This window comes from Oscillospiraceae bacterium (assembly GCA_025758045.1).
Lineage (GTDB): Bacteria > Bacillota > Clostridia > Oscillospirales > Ruminococcaceae > Gemmiger.
On sequence record CP107208.1, the window covers coordinates 874,803 to 887,147 of the forward strand.

10 protein-coding genes are annotated in these 12,345 nt (G+C 59.1%); 7 read left to right on the forward strand and 3 right to left on the reverse strand.

The genetic code is table 11. From position 1 onward, the window contains the following. Positions 1-392: 392 nt before the first annotated feature. Positions 393-1,706: an AAA family ATPase gene (locus tag OGM81_04220; protein ID UYJ44348.1), complete on the reverse strand. Its 1,314-nt coding sequence runs from the start codon at positions 1,704-1,706 to the stop codon at positions 393-395. A gap of 173 nt (positions 1,707-1,879) precedes the next feature. After that, positions 1,880-2,737 carry an AraC family transcriptional regulator gene (locus OGM81_04225; GenBank protein UYJ44349.1) on the reverse strand — a complete coding sequence of 286 codons (858 nt, stop codon included), beginning with the start codon at positions 2,735-2,737 and terminating at the stop codon, positions 1,880-1,882. Positions 2,738-2,871: 134 nt separating this feature from the next. On the opposite strand from OGM81_04225, the gene glgP reads away from it, so the two are divergent. Then, positions 2,872-5,133, forward strand: a complete 2,262-nt coding sequence (gene glgP / locus OGM81_04230) for a glycogen/starch/alpha-glucan family phosphorylase (protein UYJ44350.1) — start codon at positions 2,872-2,874, stop codon at positions 5,131-5,133. A gap of 731 nt (positions 5,134-5,864) precedes the next feature. Here glgP and OGM81_04235 read toward each other — a convergent pair. After that, complete coding sequence (locus OGM81_04235) at positions 5,865-7,097, reverse strand: DNA polymerase IV (protein ID UYJ44351.1); 1,233 nt, start codon at positions 7,095-7,097, stop codon at positions 5,865-5,867. Between the two features lie 305 nt (positions 7,098-7,402). On the opposite strand from OGM81_04235, the gene argF reads away from it, so the two are divergent. The 6 genes from argF to OGM81_04265 all read left to right on the forward strand — a co-directional run bounded on the left by argF (position 7,403) and on the right by OGM81_04265 (position 11,725). Further along, on the forward strand, positions 7,403-8,389 hold the full coding sequence (gene argF / locus OGM81_04240; GenBank protein UYJ44352.1) for an ornithine carbamoyltransferase: 987 nt from the start codon (positions 7,403-7,405) through the stop codon (positions 8,387-8,389). 124 nt (positions 8,390-8,513) lie between these two features. Continuing rightward, positions 8,514-8,864 (forward strand): helix-turn-helix domain containing protein, encoded by a 351-nt coding sequence (locus tag OGM81_04245; protein UYJ44353.1) that lies wholly within the window; start codon positions 8,514-8,516, stop codon positions 8,862-8,864. A gap of 26 nt (positions 8,865-8,890) precedes the next feature. After that, the gene (locus tag OGM81_04250; protein ID UYJ44968.1) at positions 8,891-9,703 is read left to right on the forward strand and encodes an IS3 family transposase; all 813 of its coding nucleotides are present in this window, start codon (positions 8,891-8,893) and stop codon (positions 9,701-9,703) included. Positions 9,704-9,981: 278 nt separating this feature from the next. Next, positions 9,982-10,872, forward strand: coding sequence for a ribonuclease Z (locus OGM81_04255; protein UYJ44354.1), 891 nt, complete (start codon positions 9,982-9,984; stop codon positions 10,870-10,872). 1 nt (position 10,873) lies between these two features. Then, positions 10,874-11,215 carry a NusG domain II-containing protein gene (locus OGM81_04260; GenBank protein UYJ44355.1) on the forward strand — a complete coding sequence of 114 codons (342 nt, stop codon included), beginning with the start codon at positions 10,874-10,876 and terminating at the stop codon, positions 11,213-11,215. 9 nt (positions 11,216-11,224) lie between these two features. Continuing rightward, entirely contained in the window at positions 11,225-11,725 is a 501-nt protein-coding gene (locus tag OGM81_04265) for a GNAT family N-acetyltransferase (protein UYJ44356.1), read from the forward strand. Positions 11,726-12,345: the final 620 nt, after the last annotated feature.

Genomic DNA, 12,345 nt, shown 5'->3' on the forward strand with positions numbered 1-12,345 from the left:
CTTACTTTTTGCCGTGTTTTGGGTGGCCTGGCGGTGGAAAGCGGAAAGCACTTTTACAGTTACAAGGTATTACCCTATACCTTGTAACTGTAAAAGTGCTTTCCGGCCTGCCCTTATATGTATCATTTCGTATTGCTGGATAGAGTGAGAAATGAGACATGAGAATTATACGCATCTATGTATTTATTATGTCTCAACTAAAATAAAGTGAGACATATTGCCAATAGAGAAACGACCGTATCTGCTATTTTTTACATAGCTGCAGGGGCGCACAAAGCGCCCGCCAAGTGCGCGGCTACGCAAACGCCCCTGCAAAATAAGTCTCATCTTATAAGCCATGAGACTTATTTATTTGTAATAAACATCATACCAACGTATTATATCAATATGTCTCATGTCTCAGCTTTCCCCTGCACCGGGGGTTGAGACATTTGAGACGCATCGGACAGGCTCCAATATTTTTCCCTGCCGCTGCGTTCTTCCTGTATCGGCAGGCCCTTGCGCGCACGGTAGACCGTTGCGCGGCTGATCCCCTGTTTCTCACAGGCCGCCAGCACATCGCTGCTTTGCATCGTTTTGTTCTCCATCAGCATCCGGCGCATCACCGCCTGGGCCCGCTCGCTGGGGCGGGCGGCGTGCTGGCGCTTTTCGTTGCTGTAGGTCAAAATCTGCGCGGCGGTCAGCTCACATTCCTCGTCGCTCCAATGCACCGCGCCGTCCTCACCGATGGTAAAAGCCAGGCTGGCCCCCGGCAGCCCCAGCGAGTTCTTCTCCTGGGCTACCACGCAGACGTCCGGCCGGGCGGGGTCGCGCCCCAAAAAGCAGACGCTGCGGGCCGCGTTGACGAAATCGCTGGAGCCGTTGATCAGCTCGCAGGGCCGCCCGTTAAAGCCCATCGGGGCTTTTTTGGTGTGGCAAATCAGCACCACGGCGGCGTTGGTGGCGTGCAGCAGCTTGTTCAGGTTATCCATCATGAAGCGCACATCGTCGGTACGGTTCATGTCCAGCTTTTTGCCCACGTAGCTTTGCACAGGGTCAAATACGATGAGGTCCGGCTTGCCATCGAAAATTTTGTGCATCTCAAACAGCCGCGGGTCGGTCAGGGTCAGCTGGCGGGCATCGGACCGCATGACCATGACCCTGTCCAGCCGGGCGTCCATGGCTTCTAGGCGGGGGCGCAGCACGATGCTTTCGTCGTTTTCGGTAGTGAAATAGTAGACGTTGCCGGGCTTGCCGCCGGGCATCAGGTCGCCGTTGGACACGTGACTGGCCAGCCAGAGTGCCAGCGTGGTTTTGCCCTGGCCCGCGTGCCCGGCCAGAATGGTGATCATGCCGCGGGGCAGGTAGGGTTCCGCGAGATACTCGGCCTCGCGGGGCTGCACGCTGGCGATGGTTTGCAGCGGGCTGCCCTGCAGTGCCACCCAGCGCGCCTTGTTGCGCACCGAGTCGCGGTTGAGCATCCACTCGACGTCCAACTCGCGGTTTCGCAGCATGTGCCAGTCCTCCATCTGCGCCGGCGTCGCGCCGCGCTGACGGGCCGTGACTTCCAGGCGCTCCAGGCGTTTCACGCGGATGTCGGCGTCCTGGCCCTCGGCGCAATAGGCATACCCCAGCGGCGACAACAGCGTCTCCACCTTCTCCCCCTCCAGAAACGCCGCAAAATCCCCCTCGGGAATCATTGCCGGGACAGTTTGGTTTTCTTCCATGTGATTTTTCCTTTCACTGCAGTTTTGGTGTGTACAACTTATAGTGGTATTATAGCGCAGCGCAACCGAAAAATCAAGGTGTATTTACAACTTTATATAGTTGTTTGGCAGTTGTTAAGATAAAAAAGGAGAGGGGCGAACGGTGGCAACCGCCGGGCGGCGCACGATTCCTATTATCTCCCGCGGTACTCCCGGGGTGTCAACCCAAACTTCCTCTTAAACATTCTATTAAAATAGGAAAGGTTTTCAAACCCGCAGCTTTCCGCAATCGCCAACACGGTATCATCCCCCGCGCGTAAGGCCGCCGCCGCCGCATTGAGCCGGTGCTCATTCAAAAACGCGGTAAAGCTCTGAGCCGTCATGGCCTTGAACCACCGCATAAAGTGGCTGGCACTGCACCCGCAGGCGGCGGCCGCGCGGTCGATGGAAATATCTTCCATGTAGTGCTCCTCCACCAGCTGCAAAGCCGCCTTTAACCGCCGGGTGTCGGCGTTGTCGACGGGGGGCAGGTCGCCTTCGCGGCCCACTAAAGCCGCCAAAAACAACAGCAGTTCGCCCTTTATGCACAGCTCGTAGCCAATGTCCTTTATCTTATTAAATTCCTCGGCTGCGCGCAGACAGTTTGCCGCCCAGTCATAACTCCAATCATCGGGCGTTAAACGCATGGGCAGGGCCAGGCGGCCGCTTTGCAGGGGCAGCAGATATTTTTCCGCCGCCACGTCGCCGCTGCCGCCCAGCAGCTCCAAATCGAAAATGATATTTTCGTACTCCATCCGCTCATTGTCCAGCTGGCGCAGGGCGTGCAGTACGCCGGGGGCAAACACATAGATGTCCCCCGCCGCGGCGGTGTAGCTGGTCAGACCCGCCTGCACGATGCCGCGTCCTTTTTTTACGAACACCAGCTCCATGCTGTCCTGCCAGTGCAGGGCCACCTGGGTAAAATCCTGCGGGATGGCGCAGGGATAGATGTTGAACGGGAACCACGCTGCGCCGTGCTTTTTGGTCTCCCGCAAAGTTGGTTGATTTTCCATATTTTCGCCCTCCATGATAGGATTGTACCATAAGTTGCAGGGATAACGCAAGAATCCGACCCTAAAAATGTGGTATACCTTAAGCATAGCAAACAAACAGAAAGCCAAACGCAAACCACATGGAGGGATACGTTATGAATATGACCGCTGCCATCGAAGCCCTGACCGGCAAAGCCCTGGCCGAAAGCACCGACCAGGAGATCTACCTCGCCCTGCTGGACATCGTCCGCGAGCAGAGCGCCGAAAAGGTCCGGCCCGTCACCGGCCGCAAGCTCTACTACATCAGCGCCGAGTTCCTGATCGGCAAGCTGCTGTCCAACAACCTGATCAACTTAGGGCTGTACGACGACGTCCGCGACGCTTTGGCCGCTGCGGGCAAGAATCTGTCCGACATTGAGGAGGTTGAGCCGGAGCCGAGCCTTGGCAACGGCGGTCTGGGCCGCCTGGCCGCCTGCTTCCTGGATTCGCTGGCCACCCTCAACCTGCCCGGCGACGGCGTGGGCCTGCGTTACCACTTCGGCCTGTTCCACCAGTCCTTCGCGAAGGGCGTGCAGAACGAGCTGCCCGACCCCTGGCTGACCAACCACAGCTGGGCCGAAAAGACCGACGTTACCTACCCGGTCGAGCTGGCCGGCAAGGAGTACACCGCCCGCCTGTACAAGCTGGCCGTCACCGGCTACCAGGGCCGCACCAACACCCTGAACCTGTTCGACCTGGACACCATCGATGAGACGATTGTCCATGACGGCATCCAGTTTGACAAGACCGACATCGACAAGAACCTGACGCTGTTCCTGTACCCCGATGACAGCGACGAGGCCGGCCGCCGCCTGCGCGTTTACCAGCAATACCTGATGGTCAGTGCCGGTGCCCAGCTCATCCTGGCCGAGTGCGCTGCCCGCGGCTGCAACTACCACGACCTGGCCGACTACGCCGCCATCCAGATCAACGACACCCATCCCAGCATGGTCATTCCCGAGCTGATCCGCCTGCTGGGCGAGAAGGGCATCGAATTTGACGAAGCTGTGGAAATTGTCACCAAGACCTGCGCCTACACCAACCACACCATCCTGGCCGAAGCCCTGGAGAAGTGGCCCCGCGCCTACCTGGATGCCGTGGTCCCGCAGCTAATGCCCATCATCGAGAAGCTGGACGAGCTGGCCCGCACCCGCACCGAGGACGAGAGCCTGGCCATCATCGACAAGGACGACCGCGTCCACATGGCCCACATGGACATCCACTTCACCCACTCCACCAACGGCGTGGCCTACCTGCACACCGAGATCCTGAAGAACTCCGAGCTGCACGGTTTCTACGAGCTGTACCCCGAGAAATTCAACAATAAGACAAACGGCATCACCTTCCGCCGCTGGCTGCTGGAGTGCGACCCCGCCCTGACCAGCCTGATCGAGGAGCTCATCGGCTCCGGCTTCCGCAAGGATGCCACTGAGCTGGAAAAGCTGCTGGCCTGCAAGGACGACGTGGACATGCTGCAGCGCTTCTCCAAGGTGAAGGCTGACAACAAGAAGGCGCTGGCCGACTGGCTGCAGCGCACCCAGGGCGTGACCGTCAACACCGACGCCATGTTCGACATCCAGTCCAAGCGCCTGCATGAGTACAAGCGCCAGCAGCTCAACCTGCTCTACCTCATCCACCAGTATTACGAGATCAAGGCCGGCCACACCCCGGCTACCCCGCTGGTCAGCATCTTCGGCGCCAAGGCCGCCCCGGCGTACATCATCGCCAAGGACATCATCCACGCCCTGCTGACCCTGTCCAAGGTCATCGCCGCTGACCCCGAGGTCAGCCCCTGGCTGCAGGTGGTGTTTGTGGAGAACTACAACGTCACCGCCGCCGAGAAGCTCATCCCCGCCTGTGACTTGTCCGAGCAGATCTCCCTGGCCTCCAAGGAGGCTTCCGGCACCGGCAACATGAAGTTCATGCTGAACGGCGCCCTGACCCTGGGCACCATGGACGGCGCCAACGTCGAGATCAGCCAGCAGGTGGGCAACGACAATATCTACATCTTCGGCCAGACCTCCGACCAGGTCATCCACCGTTACGAGGCCGCCGATTACTGCGCCGCCCAGTGGTACGAGGGCGACCCCAACATCCGCCGCGCCATCGACTTCCTGACCGGCCCCGAAATGCTGGCCGCCGGCAATGCCGAGAACCTGCAGCGCCTGCACGACGAGCTGATCCACAAGGATTGGTTCCAGACCCTGCCGGACTTCAACGCCTACGTGGTGCGCAAGGGCCAGGCACTGGCCGACTACGCCTACGACCCGCTGGGCTGGCGCCGCAAGTGCCTGATCAACATCGCCAAGGCGGGCATGTTCAGCAGCGACCGTACCATTGCCGAGTACGATGCCGACATCTGGCACCTGGGCAAGTAACTTAACCAATCTCCTCCTACTTTTTTCCTTATTCGGGGCACCCTGCCGGGAACGGCGGGGTGTTTCTTTTTTTGCTTTTTATTTTATGTTGCGGCTTGGTCAGGGCCACCACCCTGCGGTGGCCCTTCTTTATAACAGCATCCTGCTTTTTATGTGTTCCTTTTGGAGACCCAAAAGGAACCGAAAAAGTCCCCGCTACTTCCGATAGCGCGGGAGGCCCGGCCTAGGGGCTACTCGCCCCTAGGAACCCCAAAGCGGGGGTCGAGTGACGGAAAAGCTAAAACGTGCAGGAGTGCTGCACGTTTCTTAACGCTTTTCCGCCCCTCTCCGTCTGGCCCCTCCGGGGCCAATTTTACGGAAGTAGAGTGATTTAGGCCCCGGAGGGGTCAATGCGGGAAGAGGAAAAAATCCGTTAAGAAAAATGCAGCACTCCTGCACTTTTTAGGATTTTTTTCTCTGACCCTCCTCTTTGGGGTTCCAAGGGGCGAGTAGCCCCTTGGCCGGGGTTGCGGGGTCGCGCAGCGATCAAAGCCCCAGTGGGGCTTTGATCCGCACGAGCGGGCCAGCTCTGCTGGATGGCGGCCATCGTTTTGGCCGCCAAGCGCGCTGCCTCGGAACAGCGAGACTTTTTTCGTTTCCTTTTTTGGTCACAAAAAAGGAAAGTCTTGCGGGAGAATCCCATGATAAAAGGCCCTGCCGCAAGGTAGGCAGGGCCGGTCAGGCACAAACTATCAATCTTTATTTTTCGCCGCGCCAAGCGCTTTCGGCTTCTCTGCGTCGTCCATCAAAAGCTTGGCCCGGGTCACCACGGCGCCGCCAAATTTTTTCCGCAGGGCATCGGCGGTGCGGTCCAGCTTTTCCTGTTTGTCCAGCCGGGCGGTGTCGGTAAATAGATCCATCTGCTCAAAGTTGTCGGTGCTGGTTTTTTCGGCGCTGACGCCCACCAGCCGCACCGGCCGGGCAGGCCACATCTGGCGCATCAGCTCGACGGCCACGTGGTACAGCCGGTCGGTGGAGTTGGTCGGATTGGGCAGCGTGGTCTGGTGGCTGGTGCGGCGGAACGCGTTGTCCACCAGCTGCACCGTCACCACGCGGGCGGTCTTGCCGTCCCGCCGCAGCCGCCGCCCTACCGAGTCACACAACGCCAGCATCGTAGCGTCGGCCTGTTCGGGCTTCTCCAGATCTTTCGGCATCGTCACGCTGTTGCCGTAGCTGTTGTCCCTGGCGCGCTGCTTGGTCAGCGGGTCGGCCTCACGGCCGTTGGCGTAGTTCCACAGCGTGTCGCCCCGGGTGCCAAACAGCCGCACCGCCGTGTCGCGGTCCATGGCCGCCAGCTCACCGATGGTATACACGCCCCAGGCGTTCAGCCGCCGCGCTGCGCTGGGTCCCACGCCGAACAAATCCCCCACCGGCAGCGGCCACATCTTGGCGGGCACTTCCTCGGGGAAGAGCGTATGCACCTTGTCGGGCTTTTCAAAGTCTGAGGCCATCTTGGCCAGCAGGCGGTTGGGCGCTACGCCCACATTGACGGTGAACCCCAGCTCCCTATAAATGCGCTGGCGGATGGCGTGGGCCACAGTCAGCGGCGGGCCGAAGAGCTGCTCGGTGCCGGTCATGTCCAGGAAGGCTTCGTCGATGCTGTACTGCTCCACATCGGGCGTATAATCTTGCAAAATCGCGATCATCGCCTTGCTCTTCTGCACGTAAAAGTCGAAGTCCGGCGGCACCACCTTGATGCCCGGGTACTTGGTGCGGGCGGCAAACAGGCTTTCGCCGGTTTTGATGCCGTATTTCTTGGCGGGGCCGCTCTTGGCCAGCACGACGCCATGGCGCTGGGCTTCGTCGCCGCCCACCACCGCCGGGATGGTGCGCAGGTCCACGTCCTCGCCGTCCCGCAGATGCTTGATGGCCGACCACGACAAAAACGCCGAGTTGACATCCACATGGAAAAAGATTTTGGACATGGGCACCTCCTTTCCCGGTTATAAAAGGCTCCCCTTGAGGGGTAACTCCCCGCAGTGCGGGGAGATGTCGCGCAGCGACAGAGGGGCCCGGCCGCGTAAGCGGTGGCGGCGCAGCCGACTGAGGGGTGGCCCACGTGCCGCTCGTTGCTAAAGTAGCCACCCCTCACCCGCTTCGCGGGAGCTCCCCTCTAGGGGAGCCATCCTTTACTTTTTATTATACCACTTGCAACCCCACACGGAAAGTGGTATAATAGCATGTATAATTATTCAGTTATGCAGTATATATTTAAAGGAGGTTCCCCACCATGGACCTGATCGGACGCGACTTTTTAACGCTGCTGGACTTTACCCCGGCCGAGATCGGCAGCCTGCTGGACCTGGCTGCTGAGCTGAAAGCCAAAAAGAAGGCCGGCATCCCCCACGATACGCTGCGCGGCAAAAACGTGGCGCTCATTTTTGAGAAAACTTCCACCCGCACCCGCTGCAGCTTTGAGGTCGCCGCTCACGATCTGGGCATGGGCACCACCTACCTGGACCCCACCGGCAGCCAGATCGGCAAAAAGGAGTCCATCGCCGACACCGCCCAGGTGCTTTCCGGCATGTTTGAGGGCATCGAGTACCGCGGCTACGGCCAGGCCATCGTGGAGGAGCTGGCCAGGTATGCCAGCGTGCCCGTCTGGAACGGCCTGACCAACGAGTACCACCCCACCCAGATCCTGGCCGACTTCCTTACCCTGCGGGAGCATTTCGGCAAGCTGCAGGGCCTCAAGTTTGCCTACATGGGCGACGCCCGCTACAACATGGGCAACAGCCTGATGATCGGCTGCGCCAAGATGGGCCTGGATTTCGTGGCCTGCGCCCCCAAGGCTTACTGGCCTGACCCCGCCCTGGTGGAAAAGTGCAAAGAGTTTGCCGAGCGCAGCGGCGCCTCCATCACCCTGTCCGAGGACACCAACGCTGTGGCTGGTGCGGATGTCATCTACACCGACGTGTGGGTCAGCATGGGCGAGCCGGTGGAAGTCTGGGCCGAGCGCATCGAGGCCCTGTCCCCCTACCAGGTCAACGCCGAACTGATGGCCAAGGCCAAGCCCAGAGCCGTGTTCATGCACTGCCTGCCCGCCTACCACGACCACAAGACCGCCGTGGGCAAGGAGATGGGCGAGAAGTTCAACCGCGACGCCATGGAAGTGACCGACGAGGTCTTCAACGGCCCGCAGTCCATCGTCTTCCAGGAAGCCGAGAACCGCATGCACACCATCAAGGCCGTGATGGCGGCCACCCTGGGCGCGTAAGTTTTATATGTACAAATGGCTCCCCTCCAGGGGAGCCTTTTACAGCAAAATCCCCCTCACCAATGAACTGCACCCCATTTGTTAGACAGTATGGTATACTGTTTAGGAAATGGGGTGTTTTTGTATGCCAAAAGGAGTACCAAACAAACGATATACGCCGGAATTCAAGAGAATGGTTGTAGAAACCATGGAAAAAGAACATCTGAGTATCCATGCAACGATGCAGGAATTCGGAATTAACGACCATAAAATTATAGAGCGTTGGGAACGCATTTATCTGGAAGAAGGGCCGGAAGGCTTGACGGTTGAGCGACGGGGCCGCGGCAGCACTGGTCGGCCAAAGAAGCTGCCAAAAGAGGTAGAAGAAGAGCTGCTGGCCGAAGTGCAGCGACTGCGTGCGGAGAATGATTACCTAAAAAACTTGCAAGCCTTGGTTTTGGAAGACGAGCGACGCCAGCGCAGAAAACGCAGGTAGTTCAAAAGCTGAGGCAAAGACATTCTCTGGATATTCTTCTCTCAATCGCTCAACTACCCCGTGCCACTTTCTACTACCATCTGAAGCGGATGAACAGTGCAGATAAGTATAAAGCTGTCAAAGCGGAGATCACGGCCATCTACCACGAAAACAAAGGAAGATACGGCTATCGCCGCATTACAGCAGAACTTCACAAGCGCAATTTCCTCCTGAACCACAAGACTGTCCAGCGGCTTATGAAGGAGCTGGGCTTAGTTTGCCGTGTCAGGATGAAGAAGTATCGTTCTTACAAGGGTGAAGTTGGCAAAATCGCACCAAATCTGTTAAGCCGGGACTTCCGCGCCGAAAAGCCAAACCAGAAGTGGGTCACCGATGTGACAGAGTTCAGTTTGTTTGGAGAGAAACTGTATCTGTCTCCAATTCTGGATCTGCACAGCAGCGATCTGGTCAGCTATACCATATCGGATCGCCCTGTGCTCAGCATGGTGACAACCATGCTGAACGAGGCATTTGCAAAAATTCCAGACGGAACAAACCTCATTCTCCATTCTGATCAGGGCTGGCAGTACCAACATAAACAGTATCAACGGATGCTCCGAGAGAAAGGCATCCGGCAGAGCATGAGCCGGAAAGGCAACTGTCTGGACAACGCTGTGATAGAGAATTTCTTTGGCTTACTCAAAAGTGAACTGTTGTACTTACAAGAGTTTCAGTCCATGGAACACTTCAAGCAGGAACTCGTTGAATATCTGGATTACTACAACAACCGCAGGATCAAGGCAAAGCTAAAGGGCTTGCCGCCTGCAATTCACAGACAGCAAGCCCTTTCGGCTGCTTGAACAATTTTTGCTTCAAATTATTGTCTAACTTTTTGGGGGCACTTCATTTTTACGATTGTGCCTTTTTACCTTATTATAAATATAGTAAGTTTTGCCAAGATTTCGCCCAGCCACTTTGCAGCGCCCATTTTTGTGCTATAATAAGATGTTAAATTGTGTGGAATTGGCGATTGGACGGCTGCTCTTTTCTGTAGGGGCCGATGCTTGCATCGGCCCGCCGGGCCACGCAAACATTTGTAGGGGCGAGCATTGCTCGCCTGCAGAAAGGCGGTGCGAATATGATGCAGCTTACCCTATTGGGCACGGGCGGCACACAACCCCTGCCGGACCGGGCGCTGGCGTCCCTGGCTGTGACGGTGCAGGGCCATACCCTGCTGCTGGATTGCGGCGAGGGCACCCAGGTCAGCCTGCGGAAATACGGCGTGAGCTCCTACCGCATCGATGCCGTACTGCTGACCCATTACCACGGCGACCACATTTTGGGCCTGCCGGGCCTGCTGCAAACACTGGCCAGCCTGAACCGCACCGCACCGCTGACGATCTACGGCCCGCCGGGGCAGGAGAGTATTGCGGCGGCCATCATGGCCTTAGCCGGGCCGCTGCCCTACCCTGTCGCGTGGAAGATCGCCGAGGGCACATGCAAAGAAGCAGGCCTGACGGTCACGCCGTTCCCCCTCAAGCACCGCGTGCCCTGCTGCGGCTACCGGCTGCACCTGCCCCGGGCCGGGCGGTTCGACGCCGCACGGGCCAAGGCCGCGGGTATCCCGCTGAAATACTGGCGGGTGCTGCAGGCCGGGCAGAGCATCGGCGGCTTTGCGCCGGGCGACGTATTAGGCCCGCCCCGCCGGGGGCTGACCGTGGTGTACGCCACCGATACCCGCCCCTGCCCCGCCGTGCTGGAAGCTGCCCGGGGCGCGGACCTGCTGTGCATGGACTCGACCTACGCCGACGACACCGACCTGCCCAAGGCGAAACTCTACGGCCACGCTACCTGTCGGGAGACCGGTGCGCTGGCCGCCGAAGCCAAGGTCCGCCGCCTGTGGCTGACCCACTACAGCGCCGCTGTCACCGACCCTGCCCCCGGCCTGGCCGCCGCCCGGACCCAATACCCCGCAGCAGCAGCCGGGTATGACGGCCTGCAATTGGAACTGGAATTTGACGAGGGGTAATATGGGCAAATACAAAAAGGAACTGCTGTTCACCCTCGCCGTGCTGGCAGCGGCCGCGGGACTTTGGCTGGGCACTCACGCCGGGCGCGGTACCGGCAATGTTGCCGTGGTGCGCTACGGCGACCCCCAGGTGGAGCAGCGCATCGACTTATCCCAAAACGGCGATTACGACATCGATACCGGCACCTACACCGTCCACCTGCATGTGGAAAACGGCGGCATCGCCTTTGTGAACAGCCCCTGCCCCGACCACCTGTGCGAGGGGTTCGGCATTTTGCAAAACGCCGGTGACTGGGCGGCCTGCATGCCCGCCCGCACCAGCATCACCATAGAAGAAAAATAAGGAGCGTTTATGAATCCTACTTTTAAACAGGTCACCAAGACCCGCTACGTCCAACTGGTCGCCGAGCTGGCCCAGGAAATTTTTGTGCAGCACTACACCAAGCTGACCCCCAAGGTCGCCGCCGCCCTGGCCGATAAGTACCAGAGCGACATCCTGACCGATGACGAGATCCACAGCGGCGTCATCAACTATTTTCTCATCTACCTGGGCACCGAGCCGGTGGGCTACTTTGCCCTGGACCTGGGCCCCGCCGGCGCCATGTGCCTGAGCCGCCTGTTTATAAAAGAGAAAGCCCGCGGACAGGGCATCGGCCGCAGCATTGTAGCCTACGCCCAAAAGCTGGCCGAGGGCGACGGCCGCAGCCGCCTGTACCTGCGCATCTGGGCCCGTGACCTGAAAGCCGAGGGCTTCGCCAAAAAATGCCGCTTCCGCAAGGCCGAGACCGTGCCGATGGAGGTTTTGCCGGGCACAACGCTGGATATTACCACTTGGGAGAAGCTGTGGCGCTAACGCGCTCAAAGAAGGGGTTCGTCGCTTGTGGCTGCGCCACGCTCCTGCCGCTTGGCGGCCAAAACAATGGCCGCCAGCCAGCAGAGCTGGCACCGCTCGTTCGGTTGCAAGCCCCACTGGGGCTTGCATCGCTGACGCGACCCCGAACCCCTCCTTTGGATTCACCCCGTCGCAAAAAAGCACATTTTCGCGCCTAACGACACAAAAATGCACTTTTTTGCTCTAGGGCAATACCGCATAATTCTAAGTGCCGATACGGCGAGCGAGGTGCGGCAGATGCTAAGCCAAAAGCGCAGATAATACTTTGTGCTGCAAAGGTGAGCGCCGCCAGTGGCGGATGCAGCGAACCGAAGCAGGGGCAGCGGTCGCAGAGTGCGAGGGGCTTTTGCCCCGAAGCACGATGCGGGTACCGCAACCCGACATTATCGAGCATTTTGGCAACGCAGTTGCCGTGCCGCACACCGAGCCGCAGCGAGGCGCTTCGGAGCGCAACCGCCGCTTGCGGCGGCTCTTGGCGCGGAGATCCGCCGAAGCGGTGCTTAAGCCGGAAGGCGGGAATTGTGCGGTGTTGCCCTAAAGGTGTCAGCATCGTCGGCGCATGTTCGCCGATGCTGACGGTT

Excerpts from the sequence above, each read along its gene's own strand:
- OGM81_04220 (UYJ44348.1), bottom strand. The coding sequence starts at position 1,706 with ATGGAAGAAAACCAAACTGTCCCGGCAATGATTCCCGAGGGGGATTTT.
- OGM81_04225 (UYJ44349.1), bottom strand. The coding sequence starts at position 2,737 with ATGGAAAATCAACCAACTTTGCGGGAGACCAAAAAGCACGGCGCAGCG.
- glgP (UYJ44350.1), top strand. The coding sequence starts at position 2,872 with ATGAATATGACCGCTGCCATCGAAGCCCTGACCGGCAAAGCCCTGGCC.
- OGM81_04235 (UYJ44351.1), bottom strand. The coding sequence starts at position 7,097 with ATGTCCAAAATCTTTTTCCATGTGGATGTCAACTCGGCGTTTTTGTCG.
- argF (UYJ44352.1), top strand. The coding sequence starts at position 7,403 with ATGGACCTGATCGGACGCGACTTTTTAACGCTGCTGGACTTTACCCCG.
- OGM81_04245 (UYJ44353.1), top strand. The coding sequence starts at position 8,514 with ATGCCAAAAGGAGTACCAAACAAACGATATACGCCGGAATTCAAGAGA.
- OGM81_04255 (UYJ44354.1), top strand. The coding sequence starts at position 9,982 with ATGATGCAGCTTACCCTATTGGGCACGGGCGGCACACAACCCCTGCCG.
- OGM81_04260 (UYJ44355.1), top strand. The coding sequence starts at position 10,874 with ATGGGCAAATACAAAAAGGAACTGCTGTTCACCCTCGCCGTGCTGGCA.
- OGM81_04265 (UYJ44356.1), top strand. The coding sequence starts at position 11,225 with ATGAATCCTACTTTTAAACAGGTCACCAAGACCCGCTACGTCCAACTG.